General features: G+C 61.5%; 13 protein-coding genes and 2 pseudogenes. 4 read left to right on the top strand and 11 right to left on the bottom strand.

What is annotated here, in order from left to right; all coding sequences use genetic code 11:
• Window positions 1-5 precede the first annotated feature (5 nt).
• Together AB4N76_RS25540 and AB4N76_RS25535 are read left to right on the top strand one after the other, a co-directional pair.
• Entirely contained in the window at window positions 6-860 is an 855-nt protein-coding gene (locus AB4N76_RS25540; protein WP_077430420.1) for an FTR1 family iron permease, read from the top strand.
• Window positions 848-2,227: a 4Fe-4S binding protein gene (locus AB4N76_RS25535; protein WP_460163716.1), complete on the top strand. Its 1,380-nt coding sequence runs from the start codon at window positions 848-850 to the stop codon at window positions 2,225-2,227. The genes AB4N76_RS25540 and AB4N76_RS25535 overlap by 13 nt, the downstream gene beginning before the upstream one ends.
• 113 nt (window positions 2,228-2,340) lie before the next feature.
• Here the strand turns inward: AB4N76_RS25535 and AB4N76_RS25530 are convergent, their stop codons facing one another.
• The 11 genes and pseudogenes from AB4N76_RS25530 to AB4N76_RS25480 form a co-directional block, all read right to left on the bottom strand.
• Window positions 2,341-3,036: an anaerobic ribonucleoside-triphosphate reductase activating protein gene (locus AB4N76_RS25530; protein ID WP_046028057.1), complete on the bottom strand. Its 696-nt coding sequence runs from the start codon at window positions 3,034-3,036 to the stop codon at window positions 2,341-2,343.
• Entirely contained in the window at window positions 3,033-3,200 is a 168-nt protein-coding gene (gene nrdD, locus AB4N76_RS25525; protein ID WP_046028058.1) for an anaerobic ribonucleoside-triphosphate reductase, read from the bottom strand. Before nrdD ends, AB4N76_RS25530 begins: the two co-directional genes overlap by 4 nt.
• A gap of 32 nt (window positions 3,201-3,232) precedes the next feature.
• Window positions 3,233-5,245, bottom strand: coding sequence for a ribonucleoside triphosphate reductase (locus AB4N76_RS25520; RefSeq protein WP_046028059.1), 2,013 nt, complete (start codon window positions 5,243-5,245; stop codon window positions 3,233-3,235).
• A gap of 162 nt (window positions 5,246-5,407) precedes the next feature.
• Window positions 5,408-6,400: a GTP 3',8-cyclase MoaA gene (gene moaA, locus AB4N76_RS25515; protein WP_046028060.1), complete on the bottom strand. Its 993-nt coding sequence runs from the start codon at window positions 6,398-6,400 to the stop codon at window positions 5,408-5,410.
• 22 nt (window positions 6,401-6,422) lie between these two features.
• The gene (locus AB4N76_RS25510) at window positions 6,423-7,385 is read right to left on the bottom strand and encodes a peptidylprolyl isomerase (RefSeq protein ID WP_046028061.1); all 963 of its coding nucleotides are present in this window, start codon (window positions 7,383-7,385) and stop codon (window positions 6,423-6,425) included.
• A gap of 10 nt (window positions 7,386-7,395) precedes the next feature.
• Window positions 7,396-8,076 (bottom strand): respiratory nitrate reductase subunit gamma, encoded by a 681-nt coding sequence (narI, locus tag AB4N76_RS25505; RefSeq protein WP_046028062.1) that lies wholly within the window; start codon window positions 8,074-8,076, stop codon window positions 7,396-7,398.
• Complete coding sequence (narJ, locus tag AB4N76_RS25500) at window positions 8,069-8,824, bottom strand: nitrate reductase molybdenum cofactor assembly chaperone (RefSeq protein ID WP_046028063.1); 756 nt, start codon at window positions 8,822-8,824, stop codon at window positions 8,069-8,071. Before narJ ends, narI begins: the two co-directional genes overlap by 8 nt.
• A 2-nt stretch (window positions 8,825-8,826) precedes the next feature.
• Complete coding sequence (narH, locus tag AB4N76_RS25495; RefSeq protein ID WP_077430424.1) at window positions 8,827-10,365, bottom strand: nitrate reductase subunit beta; 1,539 nt, start codon at window positions 10,363-10,365, stop codon at window positions 8,827-8,829.
• 9 nt (window positions 10,366-10,374) lie between these two features.
• On the bottom strand, window positions 10,375-14,142 hold the full coding sequence (locus tag AB4N76_RS25490) for a nitrate reductase subunit alpha (protein ID WP_460163715.1): 3,768 nt from the start codon (window positions 14,140-14,142) through the stop codon (window positions 10,375-10,377).
• A 69-nt stretch (window positions 14,143-14,211) separates the two neighbouring features.
• Window positions 14,212-15,610, bottom strand: a pseudogene (locus tag AB4N76_RS25485) (NarK family nitrate/nitrite MFS transporter).
• On the bottom strand, window positions 15,588-16,892 hold the full coding sequence (locus tag AB4N76_RS25480; protein ID WP_046028070.1) for an MFS transporter: 1,305 nt from the start codon (window positions 16,890-16,892) through the stop codon (window positions 15,588-15,590). The pseudogene AB4N76_RS25485 and the gene AB4N76_RS25480 overlap by 23 nt, the downstream one beginning before the upstream one ends.
• A gap of 313 nt (window positions 16,893-17,205) precedes the next feature.
• On the opposite strand from AB4N76_RS25480, the pseudogene AB4N76_RS25475 reads away from it, so the two are divergent.
• Window positions 17,206-19,009, top strand: a pseudogene (locus AB4N76_RS25475) (HAMP domain-containing protein).
• Window positions 19,006-19,653 carry a two-component system response regulator NarL gene (gene narL, locus AB4N76_RS25470; RefSeq protein ID WP_046028073.1) on the top strand — a complete coding sequence of 216 codons (648 nt, stop codon included), beginning with the start codon at window positions 19,006-19,008 and terminating at the stop codon, window positions 19,651-19,653. The pseudogene AB4N76_RS25475 and the gene narL overlap by 4 nt, the downstream one beginning before the upstream one ends.
• Window positions 19,654-19,665: the final 12 nt, after the last annotated feature.

The raw sequence follows: 19,665 nt of genomic DNA, 5'->3' as shown, positions 1-19,665 counted from the left end.
TGTCCATGAATCAATCAATGTTCATCGTCTGGCGTGAAAGTGTCGAAGCGCTACTGGTGATCGGCATCCTCCAGGCCTGGGCCAGCCAGCAAATACAAGCCCGTCGCCTGACCCGCTACGTGTGGGCGGGCGTCACCCTGGGGTTGATGCTCTCGGGCCTGCTGGCATTGCTGATTCTGTTTGCCGGTGACGCCATGAGCGGTTCTGCCAACGAGTGGTTCCAGGCTTCCCTGGCGCTGGTGGCCAGTGCGCTGATGGTGCAAATGGTCGGCTGGATGCACCGCAATGCACGCACGCTCAAGGCAGACCTGCACCATCGGGCCGACAGCCAACTGGCCCGTCAGGGAGGCGTGGGGCTGATGCTCCTGGCCATGCTCGCCGTCAGCCGCGAAGGCAGCGAAACCGTGGTTTTTCTGTACGGTGCCGGTGCCCGCCTGCAAGGTCCGGCGCTGGGTCTGTTTGCCGTCGGCGCAGGCGCCGGGCTGGCGCTGTCGGGGCTCACCATCGGGTTGCTGCACAGCACGCGTCGACTCATTTCGTGGCGACGGTTCTTTGCCGTCAGCGAAGTCGTTTTGCTGCTGCTGGGTGCAGCGTTACTGGTCAGCGGCACCGAGCGAATCGGCGGCCAGTTGCAGGCCATGGATTTGCCGGACTGGGCCTATGGGCTGATCGGCGAAGCGCTGTGGGACAGTCGCTCAGTGCTCAATGACAGCCGTGGCCTGGGCAGTTTCCTGGCCAGCCTGACCGGTTACCGCGCAGCCCCCAGCGGCCTGACGGTGCTGGTGTTGAGCGGTTATTGGCTGGCGGTCGGCAGCTGGTTGCATCAACGCACCGCGAAGGCCGTCCCATGCCCGGGCTGAGTCGGCACAGCCGCTGGTTGCAGCGCCTGGGCGATGGGATGCGGCGCCACGCCAAGGTGATTCGCGCGGTGCAGTGGCTGGTTGTTGTGTTCTATGCGGTACTGCTGGTGCTGCCGGCGCTATTGCCGACACCGGACAGCCACGCCCGGATCATCAACAACCTGACCCTGCTCGCACAGTTTTTGTTCTGGGGTCTCTGGTGGCCGTTCGTGCTGCTGTCGATGGTGCTGTTCGGCCGGGTTTGGTGCGGTGTGTTGTGCCCGGAAGGTTCATTGAGCGAGTGGGCCAGCCAGTACGGCAAAGGCTTGGGCGTGCCGCGCTGGGTGCGCTGGGGCGGCTGGCCAACCCTGGCGTTCTGCCTGACCACCCTCTACGGGCAACTGATCAGCGTGTATGACTACGCCCAGGCCGCCCTGCTGATTTTGGGTGGTTCAACGGTCGCCGCCGTCGGTGTCGGCCTGCTGTTTGCCAGGGGCAAACGAGTCTGGTGTCGTTACCTGTGCCCGGTCAGCGGCGTCTTTTCCCTGCTTGCACGCCTGGCCCCGGTGCACTTTCAAGTCGATGAACAGCGCTGGAAAGACAACGCCGGCCCTCGCCTTCCCCCACCCAATTGCGCGCCCTTGCTGGACATCCGTCGCCTGCAGGGCGCCAGCGACTGTCATGCCTGCGGACGTTGCAGCGGGCAACGTGACGCAGTGCAATTGATCGCCCGTTCCAGCCATCATGAAATCCTCCACGCGACCGCACGCACCCTGTCGCCGTGGGATGCGCGTTTGTTGCTGTTCGGCGTGATCGGGCTGGCGATGGGGGCGTTTCAATGGACCGTCAGCCCCTGGTTCATCGCCCTCAAGCAGTCCCTCGCGCAATGGCTGATCGGGCACGACCTGCTCTGGCCCTTGCAGGACAACGCACCCTGGTGGCTGTTGACCCACTACCCCACACTCAATGACAGTTTCAGCTGGCTCGACGGTTTCAGCATCGTCCTGTACCTGACGGCCAGCGCCCTGGTGTTGGGGGGTGGTTTGCTGATCCTGCTGCGGGCGGCGGCTCGTCTGGCCGGTGACCCGGCGCTGTACTTGCCCTTGAGCCTGACACTCACGCCCTTGGGCGCGGCCGGACTGTTTCTCGGGTTGTCGGCAACCACCGTGAAGTTGTTGCGCTATGAAGGCTTGCTGCTGGAATGGGTACAACCGGCCAGGGCCTGTTTACTGCTGGGCGCCATCGGTTGGAGTCTGTTCCTGGGCTGGAAACGCATGGCCCGCCAGGGCATTACCCTGCCTCGACGCGGCGGCGCAGGTGTTTGCCTGCTGCTGGCAAACGCATGGGTGGGGTTTGGCTGGTGGTTGCAATTCTGGGGCTGGAACTGAGGCCCCTCCAGATCGTTCCCACGCTCTGCGTGGGAATGCCTCAAGGGACGCTCTGCGTCCAGTGACGCGGAGCGTCACGGGCTGCATTCCCACGCAGAGCGTGGGAACGATCACTAACCGCGCAACACGAACTCCGGAAACAGCTCACGCAGGGCCGCCCACAATTCAACCTGATCAAACTGCAATGAAACACTCGACAGGCGCGGATCGAGCATTCGTTCGGTCCGGACCAATTGCACGGCAAAACGCTTGACCCCGCGCTCGCTCAAACGTCGGGCGAGGGTCAACAGCCGGGTGGGAGAGAGCAAGTGCCAATGCACCGTGGTGCGACACTCATAGTCGACGCCACTGGCCAGCAGATGCTCCAGGCTTTTCCAGTTGGCCACGCCACTGCCCCGGACACCGGTGACCGCCAGGCAATCCTCGGCCAGCGCCTTGACGTCAAAACCGACCCAATCAGCACCGGCCACAGCCCTGGCAAACGCGTCCGGCTTGATCCCGGCACTGTGCAGGCCGATACGAAACCCCATCGCGCGCACGGTATCCATGGCCGCCAGCAATCCATCCTGCAACGTGGGTTCGCCACCGCTGAACACCACGGCATCGAGCAGGTCCTCGCGGCGCTGCAGGAACGCCAACACCCGGCTCCAATCCACCTCTTCGCTGCCGCGAGGCGGGATCAATTGCGGGTTATGGCAGTAACGACAACGCCAGGCACAACCCTGGCAGAACAATACGCAGGCCAGCATGCCCGGATAGTCGAGCGTGGTCAGGGGCACCATGCCCCCGACCCTGAGCGTTCGACTCATTGGCGATCGGCCGAGGCCGCGCATTCGGTGAAGTGGACTCGCTCGCGGTGCTCGGACTGTTTACCCGGATTGAACGCCGAGACCGGGCGGTGATAGCCCATCACACGGGTCCAGACTTCACAACGTTGACGTTGGGCTTGGGGCAATGTGTGCAGTGCATTCATGGTGTAGCTCCTTGCGGTTGAGTGAAACGAAATCAATGGGTCGTGCTCAAGTGTTGCTTGCGCAACAAGGCTTCGTCGCATTTGGGGCAGAACTCGTGTTCGCCATCGAGGTAGCCGTGGACCGGGCAAATGGAGAACGTCGGGGTCACCGTCAGGTACGGCAGGCGGAAGCGCCCGAGCGCTTTACGCACCAATTGCTTACAGGCCTTGGCCGAGGAAATCCGCTCGGCCATGTACAAGTGCAACACCGTGCCGCCGGTGTATTTGCATTGCAGTTCATCCTGCAATTCCAGGGCTTCGAAGGGGTCGTCGGTAAAGCCCGCCGGCAGTTGCGAGGAGTTGGTGTAATACGGCGCCTCGCGGCTGCCGGCCTGGAGAATGTCGGGGTAACGCTTGAGGTCTTCCTTGGCAAACCGGTAAGTGGTGCCTTCGGCCGGGGTCGCTTCGAGGTTGTAGAGATGGCCGGTTTCTTCCTGGAAACGCACCAGGGTCGCGCGCACATGGTCCAGCAGCTGCAAGGCAAACGTGCGCCCCTGCTCGGTGTGCATGCCCTGCTCGTCACCGCTGAAGTTGCGCAGCATTTCATGCAGGCCATTAAGGCCGATGGTGGAAAAGTGATTGCGCAGGGTTCCCAGGTAGCGCTTGGTGTAAGGGTACAAACCGGCGTCCATATGGTGCTGGATCACCTTGCGCTTGACCTCCAGGCTCTCCATCGCCAGCTCCATCAACCTGTCCAGCCGCTGCAGCAAGGCGCTGGCGTTGCCTTTGAACAGGTAACCCAGGCGTGCGCAGTTGATGGTCACCACGCCCAGCGATCCGGTTTGCTCGGCCGAGCCGAACAGGCCACCGCCGCGCTTGAGCAATTCGCGGACATCCAGTTGCAAACGACAACACATCGATCGTACTTGATTGGGCTGCATGTCCGAATTGAGGAAGTTCTGGAAATACGGCAGCCCGTAACGGGCGGTCATCTCGAACAGTCGGTCAGCGTTTTCGCTGTCCCAGGGAAAATCATGGGTGATGTTGTAGGTCGGGATCGGAAAGGTGAACACCCTTCCCTTGGCGTCACCCGCCTGCATCACCTCGATGTAGGCGCGGTTGAGCAAGTCCATTTCCACCTGCAGGTCACCGTAGGCAAAGGGCATTTCTTCACCGCCGATCACCGGGATCTGCTCGCGCAAATCTTCCGGGCACACCCAGTCAAACGTCAGGTTGGTAAAGGGCGTCTGGGTGCCCCAGCGCGAGGGCACGTTCAGGTTGTAGATGAACTCCTGAATCGCCTGTCGCACTTGTTGAAAGCTCAACCCGTCCTTGCGCACGTAGGGCGCCAGGTAGGTGTCGAACGAACTGAACGCCTGGGCGCCGGCCCATTCGTTTTGCAGGGTGCCCAGGAAATTCACCATCTGCCCCAAGGCACTGCTCAAGTGCTTCGGCGGACCGGCTTCGACCCGCCCGGGCACGCCATTAAGGCCTTCGTGCAACAGCGTGCGCAGCGACCAGCCCGCGCAGTAACCGGCCAACATATCGAGGTCGTGCACATGCAGATCCGCCTCGCGGTGGGCCTGGCCGATGGCCTCGTTGTACACCTCGTCCAGCCAGTAATTGGCGGTGACCTTGCCCGACACATTGAGCACCAGCCCACCCAGTGAATACCCCTGGTTGGCGTTGGCTTGCACCCGCCAATCCTCACGGTCCAGGTACTCGTTCATCGAAGTTGCCACCTCGACCATCGTCTTGCGATCACGGCGCAGACGGCCGTGCTGCTCGCGATAGACGATGTAGGCGCGCATGGCGAAGAAAAAACCGGCGTCCATCAACACCCGTTCAACCCGATCCTGGATCTGCTCGACATGCAATCGAGCCTGTCCTTCCAGTTGGGCCAGTACCGCCTTGAGCAGCCCCTCGGCTTCGACCTCGGTGTATTCGCCCGTGGCCTTGCCCGCGGCAATCAACGCCTGGCGGATCTTGTCCGCATCGAAGGCAACCAGACTGCCATCGCGTTTGTGCAGCCGGTTGCGTCCTACACTGATCAGCGTGCTATGCATTGGAACTCCAGACACTACATATAGGTTTTAATTGGCTTGAAAACACAATATGCAGTGCAGGCTACGGATAATGGACGTTCCTGCAATTGACCGACATCAAGAATCACCGGCAAAAAAATCGCCCGAAGGCGATTGATTAAAACCGTTGCCTGGCGGTTCGTTTCACCCTCCGCTCATGTTCATGAATCGCACCAACTGCACCGTCCCTTCGGGGTTGAAATCGTGACGCAGCGGCTTGTGGCGCAAGGACTGTTGCACCGCGTTGATCAAGGGCTGATCGTCCAGCGGATAGCGGCGCAACAAGCCGCGCAAGTCCAGCGCATCGTCCTGTCCAAGGCACAGCAGCAGCCGCCCTTCAACGGTCATTCGCACCCGGTTGCAGGTGCCACAGAAGTTGTGGCTGTTGGGCGAGATAAAACCGATCCGGGTGTCGGGATGCTGTGCCAGGCGCACATACCGCGCCGGGCCACCGCTGTTTTCCGTGCTGTCGAGCAACGGATGACGGCTGGCGATCAGCGCCCGGACCTCGTCGCTGGAACAGAACGACTCGCCCCGGGCACGGCCGACATCGCCCAACGGCATTTCCTCGATGAAACTGATATCGATGCGCTGATCAATGGCGTATTGCACCAGTGGCAGCACTTCATCGAAGTTGCGTCCTTTCATCACCACGCAGTTGAGCTTGACCCGCTCGAACCCCGCCCCACACGCCGCCTCAATGCCAGCAAGGACCTGATCGAGATCGCCGTTGCGGGTGATCGCGAGAAACTTTTGCGGGTCCAGGCTATCGAGGCTGATGTTCATCCGCTTGACACCGGCCTCTACCAGCGGCCGGGCCAGACGTTGCAGTTGTGAACCATTGCTGGTCATCACCAGCTCGCGCAAACCCGGCAAGGCGGCAATGTGGCGGCAGAGGTCGACGATGCCGGGGCGAATCAACGGTTCGCCCCCTGTCAGGCGGATCTTGCGCACACCCAGGCCGACGAACAGCGTCGCCAGGCGCTGCAACTCCTCCAGGGTGAGCACCTGCTGGCGCGGCAGAAACGTCATGTTTTTAGCCATGCAATACACACAGCGAAAATCACAACGGTCCGTCACCGACATCCGCAAATAGTCGATCTGCCGTCCAAACCCATCCTGCATCAGCGTGCCCATCACATTCCCCTTGATCACACACTCACTGCACCAGCGGCGAGTCGGCGCCCTGTAAGTGAATACCGCGAATATCTGCCGCACCGATCAGGGTTTGCAGGTACTGCACCAGCGCCTTTTGCCAGACACCCTGTTGCAACTGGGTGCGGATCGCCGTCGAGACCACTTCATAGGGCAAGGCCTTGCCTTCGATCCGCTGATCGACGCTGACGACGTGCCAGCCAAACCGGCTTTCCAACGGCTTGCTGGCCAAACCCGGGGCCAGGGTGAACAACTGCCGCTCCAGTTCCGGCACCGTCTGGCCTTTGCTGATCTGCCCCAGCGACCCGCCCTGGGCTTTCGACGGGCAGGCCGAGTATTTCTGCGCCAGCTCGGCGAAACTGCCCGGCAAATCCGCCAGGCGTTGCAGCAGGAGTTCAGCCTGAACGTGCGCCAGGCTGCGCGCCTCGGCATCGTCCGGCGCGCATTCGAGCAGGATGTGCCGCACCGCCAGCAACGGTGCACTGTGAAAGCGGGCACGGTTGCTGTCGTAGTAACGCTGACAGGTGGCCTCGTCACACTCGGGCACCTGCACCTCGCGCTCAAGCAACAAACGCGTGGCGGCCTCCTCTTCGTTTTCGCCAGCACCCAACTCCAGTGACAAGTCGAGCTCGGCGATGCGCTGCTGCAGCAATTCGCGGATCACCAGTGCCCGGGCGGCGTGGTACACCGCCTCTTCACGGCTGGGCGCCGGATGATATTGCAGCTCCCGGGCCATGGCCTCCGGGGTAATCGACACCTCGTTGACGCTGATGATCGGCCATTCCTGCTCACTGCTGGCGATCAGTTGCGCAGGGGCTTCGTCAGCCTGCGCGGGTTCTGGGTGTGGTGGTTCAAACATCACCGCCCCACCCTCCTCGATTTCGGGCATCACCGGTTCCGCGGGGCGTGAAGAACCACAACCGCCGCTGCCACCGTTACCGCCGCCACATCCACATCCACCTGACATGATTGCCTCCTCAGATTTTCTGCCGAACGATTTGATAGCGACGTCCCAGGTACCAGACCGGCGCACTGATGATGTGTACCAGACGGGTGAACGGGAACAGCACGAACAGGGTCAGGCCGAGCAGCACGTGCAGCTTGTAGACCAGGCCAACCGGTGCCATCGCCGTCGCGGCTTCCACCGGACGCAAGAGCACGGTGTTCTGTGCCCAGTCCGCGAGCATCACCATCACCGAGCCGTCCATGTGTTCAGTGGACGCCACGATGGTCAGCAAGCCGAGCACCAACTGCGCCAGCAGCACCAGCAACACCAGGATGTCCGAGGTGCTGGACGTGGCGCGCACGCGCGGGTCGCTCAGGCGCCGTTTCACCAGCATCAGCAAACCGACCAGGCACAACAGGCCGAAAAAGCCGCCGGAGACCATCGCCAGCAATTGCTTGTGCTCGGTGCTGATCACATGGTGATAGACCGACGCCGGGGTCAGCAGGCCGACGAAGTGTCCGGCCAGCACAAACAGCACACCGATGTGGAAAAAATTGCTCGCCACGCGCATCCCGCGATTGTTCAGCATCTGGCTGGAACCAGCCTTCCAGGTGTACTGCGAGAGATCGAAGCGTGCCCAACTGCCCAGCAGACAGATCGCCAGCGCGACATAGGGATAAACCCCGAACAACAACAGGTTCCACTTAGACATTGCGTACCTCCGCGGCGGGCACGCTGGCCACGCCTTCATGCTGAAAATCGACCCAGTGCAGCGGTACCGCGCTTTCTTCCCGGGCCTTGCCCGGCGCACTTGGCTGCGAGCCACAACGGTCCTGCTGTTCGGCCTGGAGGAAGTCCACCGCCTCCTCTTCCCACACCTTGTCCAGCGCCTCCAGCGAGTCATCCCTGGATTCGGCGGCGACCTGCGCACGCAATTGCGCGACCGCCTCCTGCGGTTCGGCGCCGGCAATTTGCAGCAGTGCCCGGAAGCAACTGGCGTACGCGCTTTCGCGCTCCTCCAGACGAGCCGCCAGCAACGCTAACAGGTGTGAAACATCGGCCAACCCTTCGCGGGCTTCGAGGTCGTCACGGGTGGACAGGAACTCCAGGTACAGCGGGATGTAGTCCGGCAGCTCTTTGACGCCGATGGCAAAACCGGCGGCTTCGTACTGCGCCATCATGTCGACCATCGCCTGGCCACGGTCGCGGGACTCACCGTGGACATGCTCGAACAGCAGCAGTGACAGCGAGCGACCGCGACCGAACAAGGCACCGTAGTGCTCCTGTCCGTCCATGAGGTCGTTGCCGCAAATCAGCTCCAGCAACTCGAACAACGCCCCCCGTTGCCGAGGGCTGATTTCCCGTGACTGGTGGATGGCCTGCTCCAGTTCATCGCGACCGAAAACCAGGCTTTGGGTCGGGTAATCGAGCAGCAACGAAATAACCTTGAGAATGCGCATGCTCATTCCTCCCACAACTGCACGGTTTTCAGGATGTCGCGGCGGTTGGCCTTCTTCGCCCCGAACATGTTGGTGTCGGAACTGCCGCTGCAACCGCTGCCGAAACTGAAGCCGCAACCGGAACGCTCGGCGAACGCGTCGCTCATGGCGTCTTCCCGGTGTGCGCTAGGCACCACAAAACGGTCTTCATAGTTGGCGATCGCCAGGTAGCGGTACATCTCCTCGACCTGATTCACGCTCAGCCCGACATCCTTGAGCACTTGCAGGTCCTGAACCCCGTCCACCTGTTCGGAACGCTTGTAGGCACGCATCGCCAGCATGCGTTTGAGCGCACGCTTGACCGGTCTGACATCACCGGCAGTCAGCATGTTGGCCAGGTAACGCAGGGGAATGCGCAGGCTGTCGACATCCGGGATGACGCCGTTCATGCCCACGGTGCCGGCGGCCGCCGCGTTCTGGATCGGCGACAGTGGCGGTACATACCAGACCATCGGCAGGGTGCGGTATTCAGGGTGCAATGGCAGCGCGAGCTTCCAGTCCACGGCCATTTTGTAGACCGGCGAACGCTGCGCCGAGTCGATCACCGACTGCGGCACACCGTCGGCCAGCGCCTGGCGAATCACGGCCGGGTCGTTAGGGTCGAGGAAGATCTCCAGCTGCTTCTCGTAGAGGTCCTGCTCATTGGCGGTGCTGGCCACTTCGCTGATGCGGTCGGCGTCATACAACAGCACACCGAGGTAACGGATGCGCCCGACACAGGTTTCCGCGCAGACCGTCGGCATCCCGGCTTCAATACGCGGGTAGCAGAAAATGCACTTCTCGGACTTGCCGCTTTTCCAGTTGAAATAGATCTTCTTGTACGGGCAGCCACTGATGCACATCCGCCAGCCGCGGCACTTCTCCTGGTCGATCAGGACAATCCCGTCTTCCTCACGCTTGTAGATCGCCCCGCTCGGGCAGGACGCCGCGCACGCCGGGTTCAGGCAGTGCTCACACAGGCGCGGCAAATACATCATGAAGGTGTTTTCGTATTCGCCGTAAATGTCCGCCTGGATCTTGTCGAAGTTCTTGTCCTTGCGCCGCTTGGCAAACTCGGTGCCGAGGATTTCCTCCCAGTTCGGGCCCCATTCGATTTTCTCCATGCGCTTGCCGGAAACCAGCGAACGCGGGCGTGCGGTGGGCTGGTGCTCACCCAGCGGCGCGGTGTGCAAGTGCTGATAATCGAAGTCGAAGGGTTCGTAATAGTCGTCGAGACTCGGCAGGTCCGGGTTGGCAAAAATATTCGCCAACACGCGGAATTTGCCGCCGATGCGCGGGTTTATCGTGCCGTTGGCATTACGAACCCAGCCGCCCTTCCACTTGTCCTGGTTTTCCCATTCTTTCGGGTAGCCGATGCCGGGTTTGCTTTCAACGTTGTTGAACCAGGCGTATTCCATGCCTTCACGGCTGGTCCAGACGTTCTTGCAGGTGATCGAGCACGTGTGGCACCCGATGCATTTGTCGAGGTTCAGCACCATGCCGATTTGTGAACGAATTTTCATGACAACTCCTCAATCCATCTCGGTCGGCAGGGGACGCGGCAGATCATCGCCGGTCGAACCATCGAGCCAGTCGACTTTGGCCATCTTGCGCACCACGACGAACTCGTCGCGGTTGCAACCGACCGTGCCGTAATAGTTGAAACCGTAGGCTTGCTGGGCATAGCCGCCGATCATGTGGGTCGGCTTGAGCACCACCCGGGTGACCGAGTTGTGATGGCCGCCACGGGTCTTGGTGGTTTCCGAACCCGGCACGTTCACGATCCGTTCCTGGGCGTGGTACATCATCACCATGCCTTCCTTGACCCGCTGACTGACCACCGCCCGGGCCGTCAGGGCACCGTTGACGTTGAAGCATTCGATCCAGTCGTTGTCCTCGATACCGGCACGTTTTGCGTCGATTTCCGAGAGCCAGACAATCGGTCCGCCACGGCTCAGCGTGAGCATCAGCAGGTTGTCGCTGTAGGTGCTGTGGATGCCCCATTTCTGGTGCGGCGTGATCCAGTTCAGGACGATTTCGGTTTCGCCATTGCTGCGCTTGCCCTTCACCCCTTCGATGGTCCGCGTGTTGACGGGTGGGCGGTAACTCATCAGTTGCTCGCCGAACGCCTGCATCCACGGGTGATCCTGGTAGAACTGCTGGCGGCCGGTGATGGTGCGCCATGGAATCGCTTCATGAACGTTGGTGTAGCCGGCGTTATAGCTGACGTGATCGTCTTCCAGGCCTGACCAGGTCGGGCTGGAAATGATCTTGCGTGGCTGCGCCTGAATATCGCGGAAGCGAATCGCCTCGTGCGCCTTGGGCAGTGCCAGGTGGCTGTGGTCGATGCCGGTGAATTCCGACAGTGCGGCCCACGCCTTGACGGCAACATGGCCATTGGTTTCAGGGGCCAGGGACAGAATCACCTCGGCCGCATCGATGGCCGTTTCAATTTTCGGCCGCCCTTGGCTGATCCCGGGCTCGCGTTCGCGGTAATTGAGTTCGCCCAGGAATTTCACTTCTTCCTCGGTGTTCCAGTTGATGCCCTTGCCGCCGTTGCCATGCTTCTCAAGCATTGGCCCCAGGGAGGTGAACTGCTTGTAGATGTTCGGGTAGTCGCGCTCCACCACTTGCAGGTTCGGTGCGTTTTTGCCGGGTTGCGGCGCCACGCCCTCACTTTTCCAGTCCGTACCGCCGAAAGGCTGGGCCAGTTCGCCGACGCTGTCATGCATCAACGGCACGGTGACCAGGTCCTGCTCGACACCCAGGTGACCGACCGCCATCTCGGAAAACGACTTGGCGATGCCCTTGTAGATTTCCCAGTCGGAACGCGATTCCCAGGCCGGGTCAATGGCCGCCGACAACGGGTGAATGAAGGGGTGCATGTCCGAGGTGTTCATGTCGTCTTTTTCGTACCACGTGGCCGTCGGCAACACGATGTCGGAATAGACGCAGGTCGAAGACATGCGGAAGTCCAGCGTGGTGACCAGGTCGAGCTTGCCGATGGCGCCCTCGTCTACCCACTCGGCTTCGGTCGGTTTGCAGTCGCCGACCTTGCCGATGTCCTCGTTCATCACCCCGTTCTTGGTGCCCAGCAAGTACTTGAGCATGTACTCGTGGCCCTTGCCCGACGACCCCAACAGGTTGGAGCGCCAGATGAACATGTTGCGCGGGAAGTTGACCGGGCTGTCGGGCTGTTCGCAGGAAAAACGCAGCGAACCTTCGTGTAACGACTTGACCACGTAGTCTTTGGGCGCCATGCCGGCCGCAGCAGCGTCACGGCAAATGTGCAGCGGGTTGGTGTTCAATTGTGGCGCGCTCGGCAACCAGCCAGCACGTTCGGCGCGGATGTTGTAGTCCAGCGCATGCTCGGGGAACTGGCTCTTGTCTGCCAGCGGCGAGAGCACGTCGTGCATGCTCATCTTCTCGTGGCGCCACTGGGAACTGTGGGCGTAGAAGAAGCTGGTGCCGTTCATCTGGCGTGGCGGACGGCTCCAGTCCAGGCCGAACGCCAGGGGCAGCCAGCCGCATTGCGGACGGAGTTTTTCCTGGCCCACGTAGTGCGCCCAGCCGCCACCGGTCTGGCCGACGCAACCGCAGAGCATGAGCATGTTGATCAGCCCGCGGTAGTTCATGTCCATGTGGTACCAGTGGTTCATCGCCGCACCGACGATGATCATCGAGCGACCACGGGTCTTGTCGGCGTTGTCGGCAAACTCACGGGCAATCTGGATCGCCTTCTCACGGCTCACGCCAGTGATCTGCTCTTGCCAGGCCGGGGTGCCGGGCACATTGGCGTCGTTGTAGTCCTTGGCCACGTTGGCGCCGCCCAGGCCGCGATCGATGGCCAGGTTGGCGGCCGACAGGTCGAACACCGTGGCCACTTTGGCCTGGCTGCCATCCGCCAGGGTCAGGCTGCGTACCGGCACACGACGGTACTGCACGGCATCGCCGGCGACGTGCTGGAAGTATTCCTGGGATTCACCGGCGAAGTACGGGAACGCCACTTCCGTGACCTCACCACCGATCAGGCTCAGGGTCAGATCGACTTCACGGCCCTCGCCGCCTTCACGGGCCTGGATGTTCCACTTGCCCTGCTCACCCCAGCGATAACCGATCGAGCCGAGCGGCGAGACCAGTTCGCCGCTGGCGTCGAGGGCGATGGTTTTCCATTCCGGGTTGTTTTCCTGGCCGAGGTTGTCGGTCAGGTCCGAGGCCCGCAAGAAGCGATCCGGTTGATACCCGGCACCCGGCGCAACACCGAGCATCGGTTTGAGCAGCACCAGCACCGGCAGGTCGGTGAAGCGTTTGGCGTAGTCGGTGAAATAGGCGCTCGGCTTGTCCAGGTGGAATTCTTTGAAGATCACATGGTTGAACGCTTGAGCCAGTGCCGCGTCGGTGCCCTGCTTGGGGTTGAGCCACAAGTCGGTGAGCTTGGCCACTTCCGAATAGTCGGGGGTGATGGCCACGGTCTTGGTGCCCTTGTAGCGAACTTCGGTGAAGAAATGCGCGTCGGGGGTACGGGTCTGCGGAACGTTGGAACCCCAGGCAATGATGTAGTTGGAGTTGTACCAGTCGGCCGATTCCGGCACGTCGGTCTGCTCGCCCCAGACCATCGGCGAGGCCGGTGGCAAGTCGCAGTACCAGTCGTAGAAACTCAGGCAGGCGCCGCCGATCAGCGACAGGTAACGGGCGCCTGCGGCGTAGCTGACCATCGACATGGCCGGAATCGGCGAGAAGCCCACCACACGGTCAGGACCGTATTGCTTGATGGTGTAGACGTTGGCCGCGGCAATGATCTCGTTGACTTCCTCCCAGCTGGAACGGATGAAGCCGCCCATGCCGCGCTTGCTCTTGTAGGAGTCGGCCTTGGCCTTGTTCTCGACAATGCTGGCCCAGGCTTCGACCGGCGCCAGCTTCAGACGCGCCTCGCGCCACAACTTGAGCAGTGGCTTGCGGATTTTCGGGTACTTGAGCCGGTTGGCGCTGTAGATGTACCAGCTGTAACTGGCCCCGCGCGGGCAGCCGCGCGGCTCATGATTGGGCAGGTCGTTGCGGGTACGCGGGTAATCGGTCTGCTGGGTTTCCCAGGTGATCAGGCCGTTCTTCACGTAGATCTTCCACGAGCACGAACCGGTGCAGTTCACCCCGTGGGTGGAGCGCACGATCTTGTCGTACTGCCAGCGCGAGCGGTAGACATTTTCCCAGTCGCGGGACTCCTTGCGAGTCTCCCCGTGACCCTCGGAAAACTCGCTTTGCTTGCGATTGAAAAACCGCAGTTGATCCAACAAATGACTCATGGTGCTTTCCTCTCAGGCTTGCTGCGGGGTTCTATGCCCCGCCCGTGCAAGGTTTGGATTCGGTTTCTGTCAGCAGGGCGTCGCAGCACCTTTTCGGGCGTACCACCACCAGGTCACCACAATGCAACTCAGGTAAAAGCCGACGAACATGTAGAAGGCCATCTCCGGGCCGCCGGTCTGGGCCATGGATGTGCCAAAGGATTTGGGAATGAAGAACGCCCCGAAGGCGCCCATGGCCGAGCTGAAGCCCAGGACGGCGGCCGACTCTTTGCCAGCATTTTTCAGGGCCTGTTCACGGACCTCCGGCGCCTTCCCGGCAGCCGCTTTTTCATGCAGGGTGCGGAAGATCACCGGGATCATGCGGAACGTGGAGCCGTTGCCCACGCCAGTGGTGATGAACAGCAGCATGAACATGCCGAGGTAACCGTAGAAGTTGCCGCCGGTGCCGTTCTGCGGCAGGAAGTGCAGGACGCCGAAGACCATCACAATCATCAGCACGAAGTTCCACAGGGTGACCCGCGCACCGCCGAGCTTGTCCGCCAGCCAAACCGCCCAATGGCCGCACCAGTGCGCCTACCAACAGGCCGAGGAAGGCAAATTTCAGCGCAACGACTTCGGGAAACGCGGTCTTGATCAGCAACGGAAAGGCTGCGGAGAAACCAATGAACGAACCGAAAGTGGCCAGGTACAACCAGCACATCAGCCAGTTGTGCTTGCGCTTGAAAATCACTGCCTGCTCGCTGAACGAGGCCCGTGCGCTGGACAAATCGTTCATGCAGAACCAGGCCAGCAAGGTCACCGCAATGATGAAGGGCACCCAGATGAAGCCCGCGTTCTGCAGCCACAGCTGACTGCCGTCTTCGAGTGTTTGCGGCTGGCCGCCGAGGACGCCGAACACCCCGAAGGTGATCACCAGCGGCACACTGAACTGCATGACCGAAACCCCCAGGTTGCCCAGGCCGGCGTTCAGTCCCAAGGCCGTTCCCTGCTGGGATTTAGGGTAGAAAAAGCTGATGTTGGACATGCTCGACGCGAAGTTGCCGCCGCCGAAACCGCACAGCAATGCAATCCACACAAACACGCTGTAAGACGTGCTCGGGTCCTGCACGGCAAACCCCATCCACAACGCCGGCAGCACCAGCGAAGCCGTACTCAGGGCGGTCCAGCGGCGGCCGCCGAAAATCGGCACCATGAACGAGTAGAAAATCCGCAGGGTCGCACCGGACAACCCCGGCAACGCGGCCAGCCAGAACAACTGGTCAGTGGTGAAACTGAAACCGATGGCGTTCAGGCGCACGATCACCGTGCTCCAGACCATCCACACGGCAAACGCCAGCAGCAGTGCGGGAATGGAAATCCACAGGTTGCGCGTCGCCGTCTGTTTACCGCTACGGCCCCAGAACTCGGGATCTTCCGGGCGCCAGTCATGAATGACCGGCCCCTTGTCAGGCTTTTGCAGTACGGACATGGTTGTCTCCTTGAGCAATGCTGGAAATCTGAGTCGCGTTTGCCACGAGCGGCTTGCCGAGCAGCGGGCGGCGGCGTATTTCGCTGAAGTACATCCAGGCCAGGGACACCCAGACCACGCCGTACAACAACATGAAGCAGGAGGAGCGCACGCCGGTCAGGTCCATCAGCGCGCCGAACAGAATGGGCAGGACAAAGCCGCCCAAACCACCGGCCAGGCCGACGATGCCGGACACCGCGCCCATGTTTTTCGGGTAGTCGTTGGCGATGTATTTGAAGACCGAGGCCTTGCCGAACGCGAAGGCGATGCCCATGACGAACAGCAGCACGGTGAACAGCGCGGGATTGAGGCCGATGTGGAAATCCAGCGGGCCGTTGACGGTTTGCACTTGCAGTTGGGTCTGCGGATAGGACAGCAGGAACAGGCAGATCCAGCTCACCCACAACACCCACCAGGTCACGCTTTGCGCGCCCCAACGATCGGACATCCAGCCACCGACGGCGCGCAGCACGCCGCCCGGCAAGGAGAAGCAGGCGGCCAACAGCGCAGCGCTTTGCAGGCTGAAACCGTATTCCTGCACGTAGTAGCGCGTCATCCACAGCGCCAGGGCGACATAGCCACCGAAGACGATCGAATAGTACTGGCAATAGCGCCACACCGCCGGGTCTTTCAGTGCGCCAAGCTGCTGGCGAAGACTCGCGCCCGAGGCACTGCGATGCTGCTTGTTGTCTGAACTGAGGAACCAGAACAGCAACGCGGTGATGAACAGAATCGCGCTGAAGACTTTCGGCACCAGTTGCCAGCTACCGGCGGCAATCAGTGCCGGGGCGAGAAACTTGGTGACGGCGGCCCCGGCATTCCCCGCGCCGAAGATGCCCATGGCAAAGCCCTGGTTGTCCTGGTCGAACCACTTGGCGACGTAGGCAATACCGACGGAAAACGAGCCCCCGGCCAGGCCGACGAACAGACCCAGGACCAGGAACTGCCAGTACGCCGTGGCATGGCTGATCAGGTACAGCGGCAACACGCAGGACAGCATCAGCAGGAAAAACACGATGCGCCCGCCGAAGCGGTCGGTCAAAAGGCCCAGTGGCAAGCGTGCCAGCGAGCCGGTAAGCACCGGGGTGGCGGCCAACAGGCCGAACTGGGTTTCGTTGAGCTGGAGCAACTCCTTGATGGGCACGCCGAGCACGGCAAACATCATCCACACCATGAAGCACACGGTGAAAGCCAGCGTGCTCATGCCCAGCACCAGGCCTTGTCGTACACGCGGTTGAGTCATCTCGCTCTCCAGTCAATTAGCCATGACGGCAGACTAGAGAGGCCAACCCCGCAAAACTTGATCCGGATCAACGAAGCCCCGAGGCCCACAAGCCTATGCTTGCGCAGCCTACCTCCAAGGAGGTAGTGCGCAAAAACCTGTAAACCCTTTGTTTATCAGCATCTTGCTGTTTCGTTTCAACGGCGTTGCTGACACCGATCGGTCGACAACTCTTTAGAGGTAGTGCGCCGGGTTCGGCGGCAAAACCATCACCGGTTGTTCCCCTGGAGCTCTGCATGGCCGATTTTCCCGTGTTTACCCAAGGCCTGCGCGAATGATCCGCTGGTTGCGCAGCTCCCTGCCCGCGCGCGCAGGTCTCGCGGTGATCCTGATTGCCGTGCTCGCCCTCGCCAGTTCGCTGAGCGCTGGCCTGATTGCCTGGTTCAGCCAAGGCGACGCGGCGGCGATCAACACCGCAGGCTCGGTGCGCATGGAGACCTATCACCTGAGCTGGAAACTGACCGCGGGGGCCGACACCAAAGAACTCGCCCGCGTTGCACAGAGCCTGCAACAGCGCCTCACCAGCCAGTCCCTCAAGACCGTGCTGGACGACGGCGCCAATCCCGACTTGCAACGCAGCTACCAGCAGCTCCAGCAAACCTGGAACGAAGACTTGCATCCGGCGTTGATCCGCGGCGATGCGGCGACATTTCAGGCCGGCGCCCAGTCCTTCGTTGAACAACTGAACCGGTTCGTCAGCCTGTTGCAGCGCCAAAGCGAGCAAAAGCAAACCTGGCAGCAGGTGATTCAGGGGGCGGCCCTGTTTACCACCATGATCGTCCTGCTGATTGGCCTGTACGAACTGCAATGCAGCGTGGTGACCCCGCTGGGGGAATTGGTCGAGGCCACCCAACAGCTTTCGCCGAGGCGACTTCAAGGCCCGGGTCAATCATCAGTCTCAAGACGAGCTGGGACAGTTGGCCATGAGCTTCAATGCCATGGCCGAAACCATCGAGGAGTCTCATCGCACCCTGGAAACACAGGTCCTGCAAAAGACCCTGAACCTGCAACAGGCCAACGCCGCCCTGGAATTGCTGTATCAAAGCAGTCGCAGCCTGGCCACACGCCTGGCCAACGCCGAGGGCCTGGACGAATTGATCCGGCGCTTCCAGACGCGCCTGCCCGAGTTGCGCCTGTCGCTGTGCCTGCAAGGCCAATTGCAGGCCCGGCCCAGCAATTGCTCGCCCTGCATGGCGCCAGCAACCGGGAGGTCTGCGCCAGCAGCAATTGCGCCACCTGCCAGAAGCATCTTCAACCCCACCCGATCACGTTGAGCATCAGCAACCAGGGCAACGAACTGGGCGAACTCAAGGGCTCACTTCATCGATGGACACGCCCCACAAGCCTGGGAAACCCAACTGATCCAGGCCCTGGCCAACCTCATCGGCACCTCGCTCTCGCTCAAGCGTCAGCGCGAGCAGGACCATCGCCTGTTGTTGCTCGAAGAGCGCACCATCATTGCCCGCGAGTTGCACGATTCTCTGGCCCAGGCCCTGTCGTACATGAAGCTGCAAGTCAGCCGCATGCAGACCCTGATGCGTCGGGGTGAGCCCGTGCAGACCTTGGAAAACGTCACCGCGGAACTGCGCGAAGGGCTGAACAATGCCTACCGCCAGTTACGCGAATTGCTGACCACCTTCCGCTTGCAGATTCACGACGCCGGCCTGATTCCGGAACTCAAGGAAACCGCCGAGGAGTTTTCCCGCCGGGGCGAGTTCCAGGTACACCTGCAGGTCGACAGCCTGGCGTTCGAAATGTCCGCCAGTGAGCAGATCCACATCCTCCAGATCACACGCGAGGCACTCTCCAATTGCCTGCGCCATGCCCACGCGCAAAACGCCTGGCTGCAACTGCGCCAGGACGGCGAGATCGTGCGGCTGTCGATCGAGGACGATGGCCGGGGCTTCAGCGACAGTTGCGATCAGCGCGAGCACCACGGCCTGACCATCATGAATGAACGTGCCCGCAGCTTGCACGGGCAGTTGCAGATCGTTTCCAGGGAGCCTCAGGGCACCCTCGTCCAGATGGAATTCCGACCGGAGTTTCTCGGACAACCCACAAAAGGTAGCGTCACATGAACCCGTCCCCGCAATACCGGATCCTGTTGGTCGACGATCACCCCATGATGCGTCGCGGCATCCGCCAGATGCTCGAACTTGAAGATGATTTCCTGATTGTCGGCGAAGCCAGCCACGGCGAGGAAGCCCTGGCCATGATCGAGCCGCTGCAACCTGACCTGTTGCTGCTCGATAACAACATGCCGCAAATGAATGGCATTGAAACCCTGCGACGCTTGCGGGCCATGCACTGCACCGCCAAGGTGCTGCTGTTTACCGTATCCGATGCCGAAGACGATATTCGCGATGCGTTGCGCCTGGACGCCGATGGCTACCTGCTCAAGGACATGGAGCCCGAGCTGCTGATTCAGTACATCCGCGATGCCCTGGACGGCGCGCTGGTCGTCAGCCCGGGCCTGACCCGGGTCATGGCCCAGGCGCTGCGCTCACCACCGCGCCAGGCCGAGGTCGAGCTGACCGAACGCGAGCGTCAGGTGCTCAAGACCATCGCCAGCGGCTTGAGCAACAAAGTGATCGGCCACAAGCTGGGCATCACCGAAGGCACGGTCAAGGTTCATGTGAAGAACCTGCTGCACAAACTGGGGCTGCGCTCGCGCGTCGAGGCTGCCGTGTGGGCGATGGAGCATCTGCGCAACACAGGCTGAGCACCATTCCCC

The sequence above is a fragment of the Pseudomonas sp. S2_F03 genome (assembly GCF_054668335.1).
The sequence above is the reverse complement of the archived record's forward strand: the minus strand, read 5'-3'. Positions and strand labels throughout refer to the sequence as shown.

Excerpts from the sequence above, each read along its gene's own strand:
- narH (WP_077430424.1), bottom strand. The coding sequence starts at position 10,365 with ATGAAAATTCGTTCACAAATCGGCATGGTGCTGAACCTCGACAAATGC.
- AB4N76_RS25510 (WP_046028061.1), bottom strand. The coding sequence starts at position 7,385 with ATGTCAGGTGGATGTGGATGTGGCGGCGGTAACGGTGGCAGCGGCGGT.
- narJ (WP_046028063.1), bottom strand. The coding sequence starts at position 8,824 with ATGCGCATTCTCAAGGTTATTTCGTTGCTGCTCGATTACCCGACCCAA.
- AB4N76_RS25490 (WP_460163715.1), bottom strand. The coding sequence starts at position 14,142 with ATGAGTCATTTGTTGGATCAACTGCGGTTTTTCAATCGCAAGCAAAGC.
- AB4N76_RS25530 (WP_046028057.1), bottom strand. The coding sequence starts at position 3,036 with ATGAGTCGAACGCTCAGGGTCGGGGGCATGGTGCCCCTGACCACGCTC.
- AB4N76_RS25535 (WP_460163716.1), top strand. The coding sequence starts at position 848 with ATGCCCGGGCTGAGTCGGCACAGCCGCTGGTTGCAGCGCCTGGGCGAT.
- narL (WP_046028073.1), top strand. The coding sequence starts at position 19,006 with ATGAACCCGTCCCCGCAATACCGGATCCTGTTGGTCGACGATCACCCC.
- narI (WP_046028062.1), bottom strand. The coding sequence starts at position 8,076 with ATGTCTAAGTGGAACCTGTTGTTGTTCGGGGTTTATCCCTATGTCGCG.
- AB4N76_RS25520 (WP_046028059.1), bottom strand. The coding sequence starts at position 5,245 with ATGCATAGCACGCTGATCAGTGTAGGACGCAACCGGCTGCACAAACGC.
- AB4N76_RS25480 (WP_046028070.1), bottom strand. The coding sequence starts at position 16,892 with ATGACTCAACCGCGTGTACGACAAGGCCTGGTGCTGGGCATGAGCACG.
- AB4N76_RS25540 (WP_077430420.1), top strand. The coding sequence starts at position 6 with ATGAATCAATCAATGTTCATCGTCTGGCGTGAAAGTGTCGAAGCGCTA.
- moaA (WP_046028060.1), bottom strand. The coding sequence starts at position 6,400 with ATGGGCACGCTGATGCAGGATGGGTTTGGACGGCAGATCGACTATTTG.
- nrdD (WP_046028058.1), bottom strand. The coding sequence starts at position 3,200 with ATGAATGCACTGCACACATTGCCCCAAGCCCAACGTCAACGTTGTGAA.